Origin of the sequence: Aeromonas sp. s6 (assembly GCF_040907815.1) — a bacterium.
Classification (GTDB): Bacteria; Pseudomonadota; Gammaproteobacteria; order Enterobacterales; family Aeromonadaceae; genus Aeromonas; species Aeromonas caviae.
Genome location: NZ_JBFOCN010000095.1, coordinates 197,390 through 214,972, shown reverse-complemented (window position 1 = coordinate 214,972; position 17,583 = coordinate 197,390). Strand labels below are relative to the sequence as shown.

The following is a 17,583-nucleotide window of genomic DNA, read 5'->3' as shown; positions in this document are numbered from 1 at the left end:
TCTTTATTCTCAGGCCATCCTGGCCACATTTAAATAATTCTAAGCTCGGGCGGCACTTCAAACACCACATTCTCTTCCCGGCCAGGATGCTCGGTCACTATCTTGCCTCCCAGCTCGCGCAGACGGGCAATGACATTCTGAACAAGCACATCGGGGGCTGACGCACCCGCCGTGACCCCGATACGGGCAACTCCGTCCAGCCATTGCGGCTCAATCATGGAGGCGTCGTCGATGAGGTAGGCCTTGGCGCCCACCTTCTCGGCCAGCTCCCGCAGTCGGTTGGAGTTGGAAGAGTTGCGCGATCCCACCACCAGCATGGCATCCACCAGCCCGGCCATCTCCCGCACCGCATCCTGGCGGTTCTGGGTGGCGTAGCAGATGTCATCCTTGCGCGGCCCCTGGATCTTGGGGAAGTGCGCACGCAAGGCATCGATGACGTCTGACGTCTCATCCACGCTGAGTGTCGTCTGGGTGACGAAACAGAGGTCGTCCGGGTTCTTCACCTTGAGTTTGGCCACATCTTCCGGCGTCTCCACCAGATACATGCCACCCTCACTGTTCTCGTACTGTCCCATGGTGCCGATCACCTCGGGGTGGCCGGCATGGCCGATGAGCACGGCTTCGGAGCCCTTGCGACTGGCGCGATGGACCTCCATGTGCACCTTGGTCACCAGCGGACAGGTGGCATCGAACACCTTGAGGGCGCGGGATTTGGCCATCTCGCGCACGACCTTGGCGACACCGTGAGCGGAGAAGATGACGATGCTGTCATCCGGCACCTCGTCCAGCTCTTCGACGAAAACGGCACCCGCCTCCTTGAGCTTGTTCACCACGTAGCGGTTGTGCACCACTTCGTGACGGACATAGATGGGGGCACCGAACTTCTCCAGCGCGCTCTCGACGATGCTGATGGCCCGGTCGACACCGGCACAGAAGCCACGGGGGTTAGCCAGCAGAATATCCATCAGTGCACCTTCTCCTCGTCATCAACTCCCAGGATCTCCACCTCGAAGGTGACGGTGTGACCGGCCAGGGGGTGGTTGAAATCGACCGTGACCGACATCCCTTCCACCGCCCGGATGATCCCGGGCAGTTCGCTGCCGTTGGGCTGGTCGAACAGAATGATGGTACCCACCTTGGGCTCAACTTCGTTACCGAATTTGGCGCGATCGAGATGGTAGATGTTGTCGGGATTGGAGAGGCCGAACGCCTCTTCCGGCGCCAGGGTAAAGCTCTTGCTCTCCCCTTCGCGCAGCCCCAGCAGGCATTGCTCGAAGCTCGGCGTCAGACTACCGTCTCCCATCCGCAGACGGGCAGGCTTGCCGTGCAGCGCCGTGCTGTCGGCCACCGAGCCATCTTCCAGTTTGATAGAGAAATGGAACAGCACACTGCTGTCCGCAGCAATCAGCTGGCTCATGAGGTCGCGTCCTGTTTTTTCTCGCCACGGAAGCCGTCCAGCACGATCATGGCGGCACCGATGAAGATGAAGCTGTCGGCCAGATTGAACGCCGGCCAGTGGGCGCGCTGCCAGTAAAAGTCGAGGAAGTCGACCACATGGCCCAGCACCAGCCGGTCAAACACGTTGCCGAGCGCCCCGCCGATGATCAGGCTGTAGGCGATACCGCTCCAGCGCTGGGTGACCGACTGCTTGCGTAGCCAGTGGATCAGCAGGCCACAGATGGCGAACGCCAGCACGGCGAAGAACCAACGCTGCCAGCCTCCCTGATCTGCCAGGAAGCTGAAAGCCGCTCCCTTGTTGTAGACATGGACCAGGTTGAAGAAGGGGGTGATCTCCACCCCCGGGTAGCCAAACGGCAGCAGCTTGACCACGGCGAGCTTGCTCGCCTGGTCCAGTACGAAGGCCAGCACCGCCAGCCACAGCCAACGCAGGCCACTTTTATGTTGAGTCATGTTCATCAGGCAAATTGACGCGTTTCGCCGTCACCCTCGACGTTGGTGACGCAGCGGCCACAGATCTCTTCGTGCCCCGCGATGGTGCCCACGTCTTCCACATGGTGCCAGCAGCGATCGCACTTGGCGGCGGCAGACTGGGCCACGCAGAGCCACAGGTCATCGCGCTCGGTTGCCACGGCCTCTGCCGGTGCGGCATCGACGCTGACTACCTTGGCCTTGGAGGTGAGCAGCACGAAGCGCAGCTCATCGGCCAATGCGTTCAGACGCGCGGCCAGCTCAGGCTTGGCGAACAGGGTCAGTTCGGCCTGCAGAGAACCGCCGATGCGCTTCTCGCCACGGGCCACTTCCAGCGCCTTGTTCACTTCACCGCGCACGGTGAGGATCTCGGCCCAGAACTCGTCGTTCAGCACTTCGCCCGCTTCCAGCCCGAACAGGCCGTCGTACCACTCCTCGGTGAACACGAACTCGCCGCGCTCGCCCGGCAGCAGGGCCCAGATCTCGTCGGCAGTGAAGCTCATGATGGGCGCCATCCAACGCACCATGGCTTCGGCGATGTGATAGAGGGCGGTCTGGCAGGAGCGACGGGCCAGGCTGTCAGCCTTGGCTGTGTACTGACGATCCTTGATGACGTCCAGATAGAAGGAACCCATCTCGATGGAGCAGAACTGCATCAGCTTCTGGGTCACGCCGTGGAAGTTGTACTCATCGAACGCGGTCACGATCTCGGTTTGTACCGCTTTGGCACGGCCTACGGCCCAGCGATCCACCACGACCATGTCGGCAGGCGCCACCATGTCGGTCGCCGGATTGAAGCCGTTCAGGTTGGCCAAGAGGAAACGGGCAGTGTTGCGGATACGACGATAGGCGTCGGCGGAGCGCTTGAGGATCTCGTCGGAGACGGTCATCTCGCCGGTGTAGTCAGTGCTCGCTACCCACAGACGCAGGATGTCGGCACCCAGCTTGTTCATCACATCTTGCGGGCTTACCACGTTGCCGATGGACTTGGACATCTTGCGGCCCTGACCATCCACGGTGAAGCCGTGAGTCAGCACCTGGTTGTAGGGAGCCTTGTCTTTCATCGCCACGCCGATCATCAAGGATGACATGAACCAGCCACGGTGCTGGTCAGAGCCTTCCAGATACATGTCGGCCGGCTTGCCGTTGAACTCGGGACGGGCATCGACCACGGAGGCATGGGTAGAGCCGGAGTCAAACCAGACGTCCAGGGTGTCGGGCACCTTCTCGTAGTTGTCGGCATCGACGCCCAGCAGCTCGGCCTTGTCCAGATCCCACCAGGCCTGGATGCCGGACTGCTCGACCCGCTTGGCCACCTCTTCCATCAGGCGCACGGAATCCGGGTGCAGCGCCTGGGTATCCTTGTGAACGAACAGGGAGATGGGCACGCCCCAGGTACGCTGACGGGAGATACACCAGTCGGGACGGTTCTCGACCATCGCCTGGATGCGATTCTTGCCCCAGGCCGGGACCCAGCCGCTCTGGCCGTGTTCGGCAATGCCCTCTTTCTCGATACGCTCGATCTCTTCCAGAGCACGCTTGCGCAGACCCTTCTGCTCCATGCTGATGAACCACTGGGGGGTGGCACGGAAGATGATCGGGGTCTTGTGACGCCAGCAGTGCGGGTAAGAGTGGTTGAATACCTTGTGGTGCAGCAGGGCACCGCGCTCGGTCAGCACCTCGACCACGGAGGCGTTGGCCTTGAACACGTGCTGGCCGGCAAACAGTTCGGTATCCGGCAGATAGACGCCGTTGCTGCCAACCGGGTTGGCCACTTCCAGACCGTACTTCTGACCGACCACGAAGTCTTCCTGACCGTGACCAGGGGCGGTGTGCACCGCGCCGGTACCGGCGTCCAGGGTAACGTGGTCACCCAGCACCACAGGTACGTCAAAGCTGTAGAAGGGGTGGTTGAAGCGCAGCAGCTCGAGTGCGGCACCCTTGGCGTAACCCAGGTTGTGGAAGTGATCGATGCCTGCGCGATCCATCACATCCTTCACCAGCTCGGCGGCCAGGATCAGACGCTCGGGATTGTCGCCCTCAACCTGCACCAGCGCGTAGTCGAGATCGGCATGCATGGCGATGGCGCGGTTGGCTGGCAGGGTCCACGGGGTAGTGGTCCAGATCACGGCAGAGAGCGCGCCCTTGCCGGTGTGGCCTTCGGCGCAATCAAACTTGGCGGCAACGGCAGCCTCGTCGACGGCCTTGAAGCGCACGTCGATGGAGGGGGAGTTCTTGTCGTAGTACTCCACTTCTGCTTCAGCCAGCGCGGAGCCGCAATCGGTACACCAGTGCACCGGCTTGGAGCCTTTATGCAGGTGGCCGTTTTCAACGATCTTGGCCATGGAACGGATGATGTTGGCTTCGGTCCCAAAATCCATGGTCAGGTAGGGGTGTTCCCAGTCACCCAGCACGCCCAGACGGATGAAGTCGGTCTTCTGCGCTTCGATCTGGGTCTTGGCGTATTTGCGGCACTCGGCGCGGAACTCGGCGGCGGAAACCTTCTCGCCCGGCTTGCCGACCATGCCTTCCACTTTCAGCTCGATGGGCAGACCGTGGCAATCCCAGCCCGGCACATAGGGGGAATCGAAGCCAGAGAGGCCCTTGGACTTGATGATGATGTCTTTGAGGATCTTGTTGACCGAATGACCGATGTGAATGCTGCCGTTCGCATAGGGGGGGCCATCGTGCAGAATGAAAGAAGGCTTACCCGCTTTGGCGCGGCGAATGGCGCCGTAAAGATCCTGATCGTACCAACGTTTCAACATGTTGGGTTCGCGTTTGGCCAGATCGCCACGCATCGGAAACTCGGTTTCCGGCAGATTCAGGGTGTGTTTATAGTCGCTCATCAGTCCTGGGTTCCCTTCTTTTCTAAAAGAGTGCTGGGTAAATGAAATTGTGGCAGCCCGAACCAGGCTCGGGCCGCCAGGGCATCTCGTTCGATCTGCTCTTTCAAGGCGGTGAAAGAGTCAAATTTCTGCTCTTCGCGCAGCTTGTGGCGAAGCAGCACCTTGACCTGCTGACCATATAGATCACCAGAAAAATCAAATAGATGTACTTCCAATCTGGCTTGTGTACCGCTCAAGGTCGGACGTACACCCACATTGGCGACACCGGGGAAAGTCTTGCCGGAACATATCACTTCCACCGCAAACACGCCACCGACCGGGACAACCTGGCGTTTGAGGGCCAGATTCGCGGTGGGAAAACCTATGGTGCGCCCCAGCTTGTCGCCATGGGCCACCCGGCCGCTGATGGCATAGGGGCGACCGAGCATCAACTCCACCTCCGCCATGCGGCCCGCTTTCAGGGCCTCGCGCACCAGGGTGCTGCTGACCCGCTGGCGGGAAAGCTGGAAACTCTGGGTGCTGATCACCTCGAACCCGAAGCGCCGACCGGCCTCCTCCAGCAGGTGGAAGTCCCCTTCCCGCCCCTTGCCGAAGCGAAAATCGTCGCCGACCACCAGATAGTGCACGCCGAGTTTCTCCACCAGCAGTTGCTCGATGAAGGTGCTGGCCGCCTGCTCAGCAAAACGATGGGTGAAACGCACGCAGAGCATGCGATCGATCTGCATTCCCTTGAGGGCTTCGTACTTCTCCCGCCAGCGGCTGAGGCGGGCGGGCGCGGCACTGCCCGCAAACAGCTCCAGCGGCTGGGGTTCGAACAACATGACGCAGGCCGGCAGGCCAAGTTGGGCGGCCTTCTCCTGCAAACGGGCCAACACCGCGTGATGCCCCTGATGAACCCCATCGAAGTTGCCTATGGTCAATACACAGCCCCGGTGACGGGGCTTGATATTGTGAATGCCGCGAATAAGCTCCATCAGTGCCTTGTACGTTGCTGCCATGGAAATCGGCGGATTATATATCAGGCAGCAGGCAGGGTCAGCCCTGCCGTTGACCCGATTTAGCCATCCCGCTCGCTTCTCGGACTCGGCCAGGAGCATCGCACCTCGTTGGCGGGCCAACTCGACAGCCCCTGAGACCGCTCCCCCATCTCCCCTGTACTGTCCCCCTCCCTTGCAGCTGGCTCCTTATTGCTGACCGGCTCTCAGGTGCCGTGGCCGGATCCCCAATGCCAAGAGGACAATGCCATACAACGCTCCGCCCAGGCAGAGCAGCAGGGTCAACTCCAGGCTGGCCTTGCCCATGCTCCAGGCACCCCATTGGGCGAGCTCCGGTGACAGATAGGCCAGAAGCCCCCCCATCAAGACCGTTGCCGCCAAGAGCTTGAGGCAGAACAGCCCGGTGTTGCGGGAAGGGCGATAGACATCCTGCTGATAGAGCCCCTTGAACAGCAGTACGGCGTTCAGCGTGCCGGAGCAGGCGGTCGCCAGCGCCAGCCCGACGTAGCCGAGCGGATAGATGAAAATAAGGTTGCACACCATGTTGGCTACCATGGCCATGATGCCGATACGCACCGGCGTCCTGGTGTCCTGGCGGGCGTAATAACCGGGGGCCAGCACCTTGATGAGCATCAAGGAGAGCAGCCCCGTGGTGGAGGCCAGCAGGCTGGCACTCGACATGCTCACCTCGTGCAGACCAAACTCACCGCGCATGAAAAGCACCCGCAGTATGGGCTCGCGCAGCACGGCGATACCGACCATGGCTGGCAAGCCGAGCAGCATCACCATGCGTACTCCCCAATCCATGGTGCGAGAGAAATCCGCCGGATCCGCATCCACGTGTTTCCTGGCCAGGGCAGGCAGTATCACCGTGCTGATGGCCACCGCAAAGAGACCGAGGGGAAACTCCAGCAACCTGTCCGAGTAATAGAGATAGCTGATGGCACCGGTGGCCAGAAACGAGGCCAGCATGGTGTTGATCAGCAGGTTGATCTGGCTGACCGACACACCGAACAGGGCCGGGATCATCAGGGTACGGATCTTCACCACCCCGGGATGGTGCCAACCCCACTTGGGCCAGACCAGCATGTTGAGCTGGCGCAGAAAAGGATACTGGAACAAAAACTGGACCAGACCGCCGAGGAAGACACCGATCGCCAGGGAGATCTCGGGGCGCTCCATCAAGGGCGCGATCCACCAGGCCGCTGCAATCATGGTGATGTTGAGGAACACCGGCGTGAAGGAGGACACGGCAAAACGGCCAAAGGTATTGAGAATGGCCCCCGCCATGGCGGTAAAGGTAATGAACCAGAGATAGGGGAAGGTGATCTTGAGCATCAGACTGGCCAGCTCGAACTTCTCCGCCGCCGGTCCGCCGTGCAGCCAGTCCCAGAACCAGCCCCAGCCAAAGAGGGCCGTCAGGACACCGGAACCCAGCACCCCGAGCAAGGTGACCACGGTGACGATACCACCCAGGGTGCCCGCCACCGCCGCCAGCAACTCGCGAACCGCCTGCTCGTCACCGTTTTTCTTGTACTCCGTCATCACGGGCACGAAGGCCTGGTTGAATGCCCCTTCGGCAAAGAGCCGGCGCAAGAAGTTGGGAATGCGATTGGCGAAGAAGAAGACGTCTGCGGCCACCCCGGCACCGAGCAAATTGGCGATGACCACATCGCGCACCAAGCCCATCACACGGGATGCCAGCGTCATTCCGGACACTATCATGCCGGATTTGATCAATTTCTTACTCAAGACGAGGCCTCTGGAACTGTCGGAAAGAAAAGAATGCTGTTAGAATCGGCCGACAGTTTAACCGTCTCCCATCTGACACACCACCGGGGGGCGGTGTTTATTTGCACAAATCATTTGACAATATGTGGTTGGGAAGGCATATTTCCGGGCCTTTTCAATACACTCGCTAAGACAGTTTTAGGAGTTTTACCTTGGCTAACATCAAATCTGCTAAGAAGCGTGCTCTTCAGTCAGAGAAACGTCGTCAGCACAACGCCAGCCGTCGTTCCATGACCCGTACCTACCTGAAGAAAGTGATCGCTGCCATCGCCTCTGGTGACAAGGCTGCTGCCACTGCCGCTTTCGCTGTTGCTCAGCCGATCATGGATCGTATGGCGACCAAAGGCCTGATCCACAAGAACAAAGCTGCTCGTCACAAGAGCCGCCTGTCTGCCCAGATCAAAGCCATGGCTTAATCAGCATCCGCTGATGAAAGCTGAAAAAACCGGCCTAGTGCCGGTTTTTTATTTGGGGTCGCTACAGTACAGTCTGTGCAACAATCCGATCATCTCGCGCACCTCATGGCTGCGCAGGGAGTAATAGACCGTCTGGGCTTCCTTCCTCGTCGCCACCAGCTCATCCCGGCGCAACACCGCCAGATGCTGCGACATGGCTGACTGGCTCAATCCCAAGACCTCGTTCAGCTCGCCGACCGACAGCTCCCTATCCAGTAACTGGCACAAGATAAACAGCCGTCGCTCATTGGCCAATGCCTTGAGCAGGGTGACGGCACGCCCGGCATTCGCTTCCATCTCTTCCAATCGCATCTCACCCTCCTCTTCCAAGACTGGCATCATAGCGCCGTCACCCTCGATTTAAAACGAGAGGCTTGCCGGCTGAATGGCCGTGAAATCCTCCTGCCCCGCAAAAAGGAAGGAGAAATCACTCTCGCATACCCGCTTGACCGCAGGATGCTGGATCATCCGCTCGGCAAAGATGACGTAATACTCCTCCATCAGATCCTGGGTTTCACCCAGCAGCATCACCTCCTCCCCCTCCAGGATCTCCTCCCGATAAATGGTCGGTGCCATGAAGATGCCCTGGTTAAAGAAGCCGAACGCCTTCATCAGCGCCGCATCGTCGAATTCTCCCAGAATGCTGGGGGAAATTCCCTGCTGCTCGAACCACTGGGTCAGTTGACGACCCATGGCGGTGCGACGGCCCGGGATGAGCAGCTTGCGCTCTTCCAGGCAGGCAGGGAAAGGCTGGGAGGGCAGAGGCGCCTTGCAGAAGAAACTGACGCCGCATCCCCCCAGACGCTTGGACAGCAACCCGGCATGCTGGCTGGAGTCCACCGGGCAATCAGAGAGGATCATGTCGAGCTTGTGCTCGCTCAACTGCTCCAGGAGCAGTTCATGGGTCGACTCGAAGCAGCGCAGGTGAATGGAACCATCATTGGGGATCACGGAGAGCAGCACCCGGCTGGCAAGACGCTTGGAGAGTGCATCGGCGATGCCGACGTCGAACAGGATCTGGCTCTCCTTGCGGTAGTTGACGATATCCAGCATCTCGTAGGAGAGGCTGAACATCTTGTCTGCATAGCGAAATACCAGTTGGCCAAGCTCGGTGGCCTCAAGGGAGCGCCCCTTTCTGATCAGCAACTTGCCGCCAAGACGCTGCTCAAGCAGCTTGATCTGACCGGTCACGGTCTGTGGGGTCAAAAAGAGGGCTTCCGCCGCCTGCGTGACGGAGCCCTTCTTCTGAGTCATCCAAAAATAGTAGAGATGGTTGTAGTTAAGGTGTGACATCCGATGGGGTTCCCGCGCCAGGCGGGCTCCGGTAGCAGCTGAGTTCAACCGCCAGAATGTCATACATGTCGCTGATCGAGTCAACCTTGTTCGCGTCGAACTGTGCCTGCAGATGGGCCTTGAGACGACCGGCATCCGGCATTCGCTCGGTGCAGTAGCGCTTGTTGGACAGCTTGACTCGCTCGCCGGCACGACTGCTCAGTGCCCGTTCGGCGAAGGTCTCTCCGAACCGGGCTTTTACCTGTGAGTCCCCCAGCATGAGTGCGCTGTCGACCACCCCGTTGAGATAGGCAGAACAACTTGCCGAGGTGGCATCCTGCTGACAATCGGCCAGACTATCTGCCCAGAGTGCAGGGCTTGCCAGCATGACTAACCATCCTAGTTTTCTCATAACCCCTCCGTACTTTGATTCGCCTCCCGATTGGGCAGCGATATCCGCAGAGCGATGTAACCGATCACGGCCGCGAGTGTGGAACCTGCCAGGATCCCGAGGCGCGAGTAGCTGCCGTAGTCCAGTCCGCCATGCTCGAATGCCAGCGATGCGATAAACATCGACATGGTGAAGCCGATGCCACACAGGATGCTGACGGCAAAGATCTGTCTGAAGTTCACTCCTTGCGGCAATTGGGCAATGCCTGATTTCACTGCCAGCCAGCTGATGGTGAAAATCCCGAGCGGCTTGCCGACGAAGAGCCCCAGGATGATCCCCATGGGGAGCGGATTGAGCAGAGCCGAGAAGTAGACCCCCTCCAGCGATACCCCGGCGTTGGCGAAAGCGAACAGCGGCAGGATCAGGAAGGCGCTCCAGGGGTGCAGCACATGCTCCAGATGCTTGAGTGGCGATGCGTAACGCTTGCCGTTGAGGGGGATCATGAAGCCCACGATGACCCCCGCCAGGGTCGCATGGACACCGGACTTGAGCACGGCAACCCAGAGCACCAGGCCGACTAGCATATAGAGTCCAATCCTGTCCTCACCACGGCGATTCATCCAGAGCAAGGTCAGGGTGGCCACCACACCTATCGCCAGCGCAGTCAGCGACAGTTGCTGGGTGTAGAAGAGGGCAATGATGATGATGACCCCCAGATCGTCCATGATGGCCAGCGCCAGCAAGAAGACCTTGAGGCTGGTCGGTACCCGCTTGCCCAGCAGCGCCATGACCCCGAGAGCGAAGGCGATGTCGGTTGCGGCCGGAATCGCCCAGCCAGCACGGGTAGCCTCGTCTCCGTAGTTGAAGAAGCTATAGATGAGGGCCGGTGCCAACATCCCACCCACGGCGGCAATGGCCGGGAAGGTTGCCTGCACCCGGGAGGAAAGCGCCCCCTCCAGCATCTCTCGCTTCACCTCGAGACCCACCAGAAGGAAGAAGATCGCCATGAAGCCATCGTTGATCCAGAGCAGCAGCGGCTTGTTGATGTCGAGCGCCGCGATGCGAACCTGCACCTCGGTATTGAGGAAGCTCTGATAGTGTTGCGCCAGTGCCGAATTGGCCAGGCCGATGGCAAGCAGGGCGGCCAGGATCAGAATGATCCCGGAAGCAGACTCCAGTTTGAGAAAACGCTTGAATACATCGCTCATATCTAACTACCCATAAGATTCCATTTTTTCAGTCTAGGGCCCGAGTAGCTCAATGAAAAATCGTTTCTAACGGCCGATAACAACGGAAAAACCGAAAGCAAAACATATCATGCCTGCTATAAGCCGGTTACTACCCTCTTTCAAGAGCCTTCTCTCCACCCGGAACATCGCATATAAATTCACATAAAATGCAAAAGGCGCCCGCAGGCGCCTCTAACAGCTGAGTGTCAATTCATCGTCACCTGAGAGGCGGGACTCGCCCCAGGCTCATTACTTACTCAAATAGCGACAGGCGCCTTGATCCCAGGATGGGGATCATAGCCCTGGATCTCGAAATCCTCGAATCTGTAATCGAAGATGGAGTCAGGTTTGCGCTTGATCACCAGTTGCGGCAAAGGGCGCGGTTCACGGGTGAGTTGCAGTGCGGTCTGCTCCATGTGGTTGGAATAGAGGTGCACATCACCACCGGTCCAGACAAAGTCCCCCACTTCCAGATCGCACTGCTGCGCCATCATGTGGGTCAGCAGCGCATAGCTGGCAATGTTGAACGGCAGGCCAAGGAAGACATCACAACTGCGCTGGTAGAGCTGGCAGGAGAGCTTGCCATCCGCCACATAGAACTGGAAGAAGGCGTGACAGGGTGCCAACGCCATCTTGTCCAGCTCGCCCACGTTCCAGGCGGAGACGATGATGCGGCGGGAATCCGGGTTGTGCTTGATGTCATCCACCGCTTTCTGGATCTGGTCGATGACAGATCCATCGGCCGCTGGCCAGGAGCGCCACTGGGCACCATAGACAGGCCCCAGATCACCGTGCTCGTCGGCCCACTCATCCCAGATGCTGACACCGTGCTCTTTCAGATAGGCGGTGTTGGTATCGCCATTGAGGAACCAGAGCAGCTCATGAATGATGGAGCGCAGGTGGCACTTCTTGGTGGTCACCAGCGGGAATCCTTCCGCCAGATTGAAGCGCATCTGATGACCGAACAAGGAGACTGTCCCGGTGCCGGTGCGATCGGATTTGACGGTCCCTTCATCCAGAATTTTCTGCATCAGGTCGAGATAGGCACGCATTACTTCGCCTCCTTCGGTGCATTGCCGAACAGACGGGGCTGCTTGTAGGCGGCCCAGACCATGAGCCCCCCCGCCACTATCATCGGGGTAGAAAGGATCTGACCCATGCTGATCTCATTGAAGTAGAGACCCAGCTGGCTGTCTGGTTGACGAACAAACTCCACCAGGAAGCGGAACAGACCGTAGAACAGCAGGAACATCCCGGAAATGGCGCCACGGGGTGGGTGCTTGCGCCAGAACAGGTTCAGGATGATGAAGAGCACCACCCCTTCCAGCGCGAACTGATAGAGCTGGGACGGGTGACGCGGCTCGGGACCCGCCTCGGGGAAGATGATGGCCCAGGGGACATCGGTGACCCGCCCCCACAACTCGCCGTTCATGAAGTTGCCGATGCGGCCAACACCGAGGCCGAACGGAATCAGCGGCGCCACGAAATCCGCCACGGTGAAGAAGTGGCGCTGGGTTTTGTGGGCAAACCAGATCATGGCGGTGATCACCCCGATGAGACCGCCGTGGAACGACATGCCACCGGTCCATATCTTGAACAGATAGGTCGGGTCGGCGAGGAAGAGATCGAAGTTGTAGAACAGCACGTAACCGATGCGCCCGCCCAGGATCACCCCGAGGAAGCCATAAAACAGCAGGTCGGATACCTCGTTGCGGGTCCAGCCGCTATTGGGTGCATCGGCACGGCGACCAGCCAGCCACATGGCGAAGGCAAAACCGAACAGGTACATGAGACCATACCAGCGTACCGATAATGGTCCCAAACTGAATGCTACGGGATCAATCTGCGAGAAAACCCAATATCCGTCGTGCTGCATAGGCGGCCCCAATCATAAGAAAAGCCGCATTCTCCGATCATTCTTACGCAGTAACAAGGTGGAATATCAATCGGGCAGCCTGACCTTGTGCCCAGCCCGCAGCAATCCGCCCAGACCGTGTTCTTCCAGATAGCGGGCAAACAGGCCGCGCAGCACGTGAGGATTGTCATGCTTGAGACCATCCGCCATCAGCGCCTTCAACTCACCAAGGTCGGATTGCCGCAGCACGTATTTGATACGGGAGATGTTGTGGGTATTCATGCTGAAACGGCGATAGCCCATGGCCAGCAGCAGTAGCACACCGACCGGATCGCCAGCCAGCTCGCCACAAACAGAGACCGGCTTGTGATAGCGCCGGGAGGCATCGACCAGCAGTTGCAAAGCGCGGATCACAGCGGGATGGAAGGCATCGTAGATGCTGGCGACACGGGCATTGTTGCGATCCACCGCCAGCAGGTACTGGGTCAGGTCGTTGCTGCCCACCGACCAGAAGTCGATGAGCGGCGCCATCTCCGGCAGGATGTACAGCGCGGAGGGGACTTCGATCATCACCCCGAGACTGGGGTAGCGGATCACCGCATCGCGGCTGGCCGCTTCTTCCGACACCTCGCGCCACGCCTGATCCAGCAGACGACGGGAGGCCTTGATTTCACTGACGCTGCTGATCATCGGCAGCATGATGGCCAGATTGTCCAGCCCTTCGCTGGCCCGCAACATGGCCTTGAGCTGAACCAGGAAGAGCTCGGGGTGATCCAGGGTGAGCCGGATCCCCCGCCAACCAAGGAAGGGATTTTCCTCCACGATGGGGAAATAGGGCAGTTGCTTGTCCCCCCCCACGTCCAGAGTCCGCATGCAAACCGGGCGATCCCGATAGGTTTCCAGGATCCCGCGATAGCGGGCAGTCTGCTCCCACTCCGAAGGGAAGCTGTCCTGCAGCATGAAGGGGATCTCGGTGCGATAGAGCCCGACCCCGTCCGCCAGATGATTGAGGGAGATCTCGGTATCCGCACTCAGCCCTGCGTTGAGCAGCAGAGAGACCTTGGTGCCGTCGGCAGTCTCGGAGGGCTGGTTGTCGACGCTGCGCACCAGGGTGTCGAGTGCCCGCTCCTCACTCAGCAGTTGCCGGTACTCGGTCAGGATCACTTGGTTGGGTTCGATGAAGAGATCGCCGCTGTAGCCATCGATGACCAGAGTGCGACCGCCGATGTCACCGAGAGGCAGATCCACCCCCATGATGGCCGCCACCCCCATGGCACGGGCCAGGATGGCGGCATGGGAGTTGGTCCCGCCCTTGAGCGACACCACACCGCTCAGAAATTCCCTCGGGATCTCCGCAAGGATGGTGGCCGTCACTTCATCGGCGACCAGCACCACGGGTTCGCCGATGGTGAGCTGCTCGGGTTCGTCCTGCACCAGCCGGCTGATGAGCCGCTGGGCGATGTCTTTCACATCGGTGGAACGCTCCCGCAGATAGGGATCCTTCATCCCCTTGAACTGCTCTATCAGCCGATCGCTGATGAGTTTGACCGCGGAGATGGCGGTCCAGTGTTCCTTGCTGACCTTGTTGCGGATGGGCTTGATGTAGCCGGGATCGTTCAACAGGTGCAGATAGATGTCGAAGATGGCGACCGAGTCCTGGCTGTAGCTCTCGCGAAAGCGCAGTGCCAAGCTCTCCAGATCGTGGCGCACTTCCTCCACCGCCAGCTCGAGACGGGCAAGCTGCTTGGCATGATCCTCGTCCTTGCGCGGCGTGATGGTATTGAGCGCCTTGCGCGGACGCCACACCCAGGCCTTGGCGATGGCGATGCCACTCGCCCCGGCAATACCGCGCAGCGGCTTGCTCCAGTCGGTCTTCTGCAGCCACCCCTTGGCCTGGGCCTGGGCGATGCGGGCAGCCAGCTGAGCCGCCAGGGTGACCATGAAGGACTCCTCCCCCTCATCGAAGAGGCGGCTCTCCTTCTGCTGCACGACCAGAATCCCCACCACCTGACGCTGATGCATGATGGGAGCGCCGAGGAAGGAGCGAAACGCCTCTTCCGCCACATCGGGCAGGAACTTAAAACTGGGGTGAGAGGGGGCATCGGCCAGGTTGATCAGCTCTTCACGCTGACCCACCAGGCCGACGATACCCTGCTCGAACGGCAGGGTGGCCTTGCCCACGGCCGATTCGGCCAGACCATCGGTCGCAGCCAGTCGATAGCGGCGCATGTCCGGCTCGGCCACATAGACGGAGCAGCAGTCCACCGTCATGGCGAGCCGGGTCTGGCTCACCAATGCTTGCAAGGCCTGTTCGAGGGTGTTGGCCTCGGCCATGCTTTCCACGATGCGTCTGAGTTCCGTCAGCAACTAGTTATGCTCCTTAACGCGAGCGGTTGCGCCGCCCATCTTTTCGGTTAGCCTGCACCACGGGGACTGGCATGGCCAGCGGGGCAAACTCTTTCATCACCCGGCGGTAAACCTCCCGCTTGAAGGAGACGACCTGACGAACCGGGTACCAGAAGCTGACCCAACGCCAATCATCAAATTCCGGGTGACCATGACAGCCAAACTGGATCCTGGACTCTTTGCCAGGATCGAGCTGCAACAAAAACCATTTCTGCTTCTGGCCAATACAGACCGGTGAACTGTCCCAGCGGACGAGTCGTTTGGGTAAGCGATACTTCAGCCAGTTGCGACTGGTCGCCAGTATGGTCACATCGTCCTGCTTGAGGCCTATCTCCTCATACAGCTCACGATACATGGCCTGTTCCGGCGATTCACCATCATCAACCCCCCCCTGCGGAAACTGCCAGGAGTGCTGCCCATAGCGCTTAGCCCACAATACTTGTCCGTCACGGTTACAGATCACGATGCCGACATTGGGACGAAATCCGTCACCATCTATCACGTGATCACCTTATAAAGGCTGAATCTATAACGAGATTGTTCCACATTCACCCCGTGGCGGCAAACAGGGACTGTCATCTTCCATTCATGAATAACTTGGCATTTCAAGCAAAGTTATAAACAAATTGAAGGTTCATGCTAGGCAAGTTGCCCACCCAGACTGTGCATAAACCTGTGATCAAGCAGGTATATACAGTAGTTTTATACTGTGGCATTGCACGGAAGCATATCATACCCGATTCACTTAAAAACAAAATATACATTTAAATACATAAGGTTATAGTTTGATTGCTGGATCAAGATCCATGTCTTTTGCCTAAGAGGATCCAGCCTGTCAATTGTGAACAAGTTCGACTGCTCAAAGATCCACCAAGACGGATTTATCCACAGATATGGCGCATTATCTGCACCGAAATGGCGCTGAAAATCGGCGTACTCTCACATTTATTTCTGGTGCCACGCTTCCTTTCACCACTTTACGCCAGTTATCCAAGATTTCTGTGGATAACTGTGTGCAACAGCTCGCACAAACCCTTGGACAACTCGTTAATGCGGGGATCCGGCGTGTCGATATACTGGATAAAGAAAGTAAATCCCTTTAAAATCATTTGGATATGTTGAATTTGGCCATCCATGTCTCCCTGTGTATAGTCGGGCGAGGATCGGTTATAAAATCAGCGATACCATGCAAGGATCCGTATTGCGATGTCTATTATCTCCAGAGGAGCCCTCATGCCTGCCAATCCCCAGTCAGAACAAGAGCTGCTCAGTCGAGCCTACGCCATGGCTGGCTTCACTCTGGCCCAGCTTGCCGCAACGGCGGGCATCCCCGTACCGCGGGATCTCAGACGTGACAAGGGCTGGACAGGGCAGTTGATCGAGTGGCAGCTGGGGGCCAGTGCAGGTAGCCGTCCCGAGCAGGATTTTCCGGATCTCGGTATCGAGCTCAAGACGATCCCCGTCGATCCTCAAGGGCGCCCGCTGGAAACCACCTTTGTCTGCGTGGCCCCCCTCATCGGGGTCAGCGGCCAGCGCTGGGAGGAGTCGAACGTGCGCAACAAGCTGTCGCGGGTGCTCTGGATCCCGGTGGAAGGCAGCCGCGACATCCCTGTCGGCGACCGTCGCGTCGGCATGCCGCTGCTATGGAGCCCGAATGAAGAGGAAGAAGGACTGCTGCGCCAGGACTGGGAAGAGCTGATGGACATGATAGTGCTGGGGGAAGTGGAGCAGATCAGCGCCCGCCACGGCCAAGTATTGCAGCTGCGCCCCAAGGCGGCCAACAGCAAGGCGCTGACCCGCGCCATCGGCCGCAATGGCCAACCCATCATGACGCTACCACGGGGCTTCTACCTCAAGATCGAGTTCACCCATCAACTCCTGCAGCGCCATTTTGCCCTCCCCCTTTGATCCTGCTTATCAACATCCTTGTCATAAAGTGATATAAAAATAACCAGCGCTACTTTCTTCGCAGCCAGTGACAAGGAGTCCATATGCCGATCAACAAGCAATTCCTCAAATCCCGTCCCGAGGTCAAGGTGACCTTTGCCGTCGAAAAGGAGGCCGCCGGTGATGCCGAGCAGGTCTTGCTGCTGGGTGAATTCAGCCAGTGGCAGCCCATTGAACTGAAGAGGATGAAAAACGGGGAGTTCAAGGCGACACTCAACCTGCCGACCGATGGCCCCAGCCATTTCGAGTATTGCTATCAGCTAGTGCAACCCGATGGTGAAACCCTTTATGACAACGACTGGGAGGCGGACGACTATGTGCCTGGCCCCTTCGGGCGTGACAACTCGGTGGTGCGGGTCAGCCAGCCCGGTTGAGCCAATACCCCGCACACGGATACAAAAAAGGCTCGCCATTGGCGAGCCTTTTCACTACCTGTCGAGCTTTTCGCCGACATACCGACACCA

At 59.0% G+C, this 17,583-nt stretch carries 17 protein-coding genes; 3 read left to right on the top strand and 14 right to left on the bottom strand.

From position 1 onward, the window contains the following. Window positions 1-29 precede the first annotated feature (29 nt). The 6 genes from ispH to murJ form a co-directional block, all read right to left on the bottom strand. Entirely contained in the window at window positions 30-965 is a 936-nt protein-coding gene (gene ispH, locus AB5Y50_RS15520) for a 4-hydroxy-3-methylbut-2-enyl diphosphate reductase (protein WP_039039990.1), read from the bottom strand. After that, window positions 965-1,417: an FKBP-type peptidyl-prolyl cis-trans isomerase gene (gene fkpB / locus AB5Y50_RS15515; protein WP_041210958.1), complete on the bottom strand. Its 453-nt coding sequence runs from the start codon at window positions 1,415-1,417 to the stop codon at window positions 965-967. Before fkpB ends, ispH begins: the two co-directional genes overlap by 1 nt. Next, the gene (gene lspA, locus AB5Y50_RS15510) at window positions 1,414-1,917 is read right to left on the bottom strand and encodes a signal peptidase II (RefSeq protein WP_010673100.1); all 504 of its coding nucleotides are present in this window, start codon (window positions 1,915-1,917) and stop codon (window positions 1,414-1,416) included. Before lspA ends, fkpB begins: the two co-directional genes overlap by 4 nt. Then, entirely contained in the window at window positions 1,917-4,778 is a 2,862-nt protein-coding gene (gene ileS / locus AB5Y50_RS15505; RefSeq protein ID WP_049636459.1) for an isoleucine--tRNA ligase, read from the bottom strand. The genes lspA and ileS overlap by 1 nt, the downstream gene beginning before the upstream one ends. Further along, complete coding sequence (ribF, locus tag AB5Y50_RS15500; protein WP_010673098.1) at window positions 4,778-5,752, bottom strand: bifunctional riboflavin kinase/FAD synthetase; 975 nt, start codon at window positions 5,750-5,752, stop codon at window positions 4,778-4,780. The genes ileS and ribF overlap by 1 nt, the downstream gene beginning before the upstream one ends. Before the next feature lie 210 nt (window positions 5,753-5,962). Then, a complete protein-coding gene (gene murJ, locus AB5Y50_RS15495) occupies window positions 5,963-7,525 on the bottom strand; it encodes a murein biosynthesis integral membrane protein MurJ (RefSeq protein ID WP_049636460.1) in 1,563 nt (520 codons plus the stop codon). 191 nt (window positions 7,526-7,716) lie between these two features. On the opposite strand from murJ, the gene rpsT reads away from it, so the two are divergent. Continuing rightward, a complete protein-coding gene (rpsT, locus tag AB5Y50_RS15490; RefSeq protein ID WP_005308808.1) occupies window positions 7,717-7,980 on the top strand; it encodes a 30S ribosomal protein S20 in 264 nt (87 codons plus the stop codon). A 48-nt stretch (window positions 7,981-8,028) separates the two neighbouring features. Here rpsT and AB5Y50_RS15485 read toward each other — a convergent pair whose 3' ends face one another. The 8 genes from AB5Y50_RS15485 to rppH form a co-directional block, all read right to left on the bottom strand. After that, window positions 8,029-8,331 (bottom strand): metalloregulator ArsR/SmtB family transcription factor, encoded by a 303-nt coding sequence (locus tag AB5Y50_RS15485; RefSeq protein WP_042878863.1) that lies wholly within the window; start codon window positions 8,329-8,331, stop codon window positions 8,029-8,031. Between the two features lie 48 nt (window positions 8,332-8,379). Next, window positions 8,380-9,312, bottom strand: coding sequence for a transcriptional activator NhaR (gene nhaR / locus AB5Y50_RS15480; RefSeq protein ID WP_010673095.1), 933 nt, complete (start codon window positions 9,310-9,312; stop codon window positions 8,380-8,382). Next, a complete protein-coding gene (locus tag AB5Y50_RS15475; protein WP_174219042.1) occupies window positions 9,299-9,679 on the bottom strand; it encodes a hypothetical protein in 381 nt (126 codons plus the stop codon). Before AB5Y50_RS15475 ends, nhaR begins: the two co-directional genes overlap by 14 nt. Window positions 9,680-9,699: 20 nt before the next feature. Next, entirely contained in the window at window positions 9,700-10,890 is a 1,191-nt protein-coding gene (gene nhaA / locus AB5Y50_RS15470; RefSeq protein ID WP_049636461.1) for a Na+/H+ antiporter NhaA, read from the bottom strand. Between the two features lie 278 nt (window positions 10,891-11,168). Beyond that, window positions 11,169-11,963 (bottom strand): thymidylate synthase, encoded by a 795-nt coding sequence (thyA, locus tag AB5Y50_RS15465; protein WP_039039983.1) that lies wholly within the window; start codon window positions 11,961-11,963, stop codon window positions 11,169-11,171. Beyond that, a complete protein-coding gene (gene lgt / locus AB5Y50_RS15460; RefSeq protein WP_043153049.1) occupies window positions 11,963-12,787 on the bottom strand; it encodes a prolipoprotein diacylglyceryl transferase in 825 nt (274 codons plus the stop codon). The genes thyA and lgt overlap by 1 nt, the downstream gene beginning before the upstream one ends. A gap of 66 nt (window positions 12,788-12,853) precedes the next feature. Beyond that, the gene (gene ptsP, locus AB5Y50_RS15455; protein ID WP_041214477.1) at window positions 12,854-15,133 is read right to left on the bottom strand and encodes a phosphoenolpyruvate--protein phosphotransferase; all 2,280 of its coding nucleotides are present in this window, start codon (window positions 15,131-15,133) and stop codon (window positions 12,854-12,856) included. Window positions 15,134-15,146: 13 nt separating this feature from the next. Further along, window positions 15,147-15,674 carry an RNA pyrophosphohydrolase gene (rppH, locus tag AB5Y50_RS15450; protein ID WP_010673089.1) on the bottom strand — a complete coding sequence of 176 codons (528 nt, stop codon included), beginning with the start codon at window positions 15,672-15,674 and terminating at the stop codon, window positions 15,147-15,149. A gap of 731 nt (window positions 15,675-16,405) precedes the next feature. Between rppH and mutH the strand changes: the two genes are divergently transcribed. Continuing rightward, window positions 16,406-17,080, top strand: a complete 675-nt coding sequence (gene mutH, locus AB5Y50_RS15445) for a DNA mismatch repair endonuclease MutH (RefSeq protein ID WP_042014896.1) — start codon at window positions 16,406-16,408, stop codon at window positions 17,078-17,080. An 83-nt stretch (window positions 17,081-17,163) separates the two neighbouring features. Next, window positions 17,164-17,493 (top strand): isoamylase early set domain-containing protein, encoded by a 330-nt coding sequence (locus AB5Y50_RS15440; RefSeq protein ID WP_010673087.1) that lies wholly within the window; start codon window positions 17,164-17,166, stop codon window positions 17,491-17,493. Window positions 17,494-17,583 lie beyond the last annotated feature (90 nt).

What these genes read in the sequence shown, in the direction of transcription:
- nhaR (WP_010673095.1), bottom strand. Translation starts at nt 9,312, where the DNA reads ATGTCACACCTTAACTACAACCATCTCTACTATTTTTGGATGACTCAG.
- lgt (WP_043153049.1), bottom strand. Translation starts at nt 12,787, where the DNA reads ATGCAGCACGACGGATATTGGGTTTTCTCGCAGATTGATCCCGTAGCA.
- lspA (WP_010673100.1), bottom strand. Translation starts at nt 1,917, where the DNA reads ATGAACATGACTCAACATAAAAGTGGCCTGCGTTGGCTGTGGCTGGCG.
- AB5Y50_RS15440 (WP_010673087.1), top strand. Translation starts at nt 17,164, where the DNA reads ATGCCGATCAACAAGCAATTCCTCAAATCCCGTCCCGAGGTCAAGGTG.
- ileS (WP_049636459.1), bottom strand. Translation starts at nt 4,778, where the DNA reads ATGAGCGACTATAAACACACCCTGAATCTGCCGGAAACCGAGTTTCCG.
- AB5Y50_RS15485 (WP_042878863.1), bottom strand. Translation starts at nt 8,331, where the DNA reads ATGCGATTGGAAGAGATGGAAGCGAATGCCGGGCGTGCCGTCACCCTG.
- ribF (WP_010673098.1), bottom strand. Translation starts at nt 5,752, where the DNA reads ATGGAGCTTATTCGCGGCATTCACAATATCAAGCCCCGTCACCGGGGC.
- ispH (WP_039039990.1), bottom strand. Translation starts at nt 965, where the DNA reads ATGGATATTCTGCTGGCTAACCCCCGTGGCTTCTGTGCCGGTGTCGAC.
- nhaA (WP_049636461.1), bottom strand. Translation starts at nt 10,890, where the DNA reads ATGAGCGATGTATTCAAGCGTTTTCTCAAACTGGAGTCTGCTTCCGGG.
- AB5Y50_RS15475 (WP_174219042.1), bottom strand. Translation starts at nt 9,679, where the DNA reads ATGCTGGCAAGCCCTGCACTCTGGGCAGATAGTCTGGCCGATTGTCAG.
- fkpB (WP_041210958.1), bottom strand. Translation starts at nt 1,417, where the DNA reads ATGAGCCAGCTGATTGCTGCGGACAGCAGTGTGCTGTTCCATTTCTCT.
- thyA (WP_039039983.1), bottom strand. Translation starts at nt 11,963, where the DNA reads ATGCGTGCCTATCTCGACCTGATGCAGAAAATTCTGGATGAAGGGACC.
- mutH (WP_042014896.1), top strand. Translation starts at nt 16,406, where the DNA reads ATGCCTGCCAATCCCCAGTCAGAACAAGAGCTGCTCAGTCGAGCCTAC.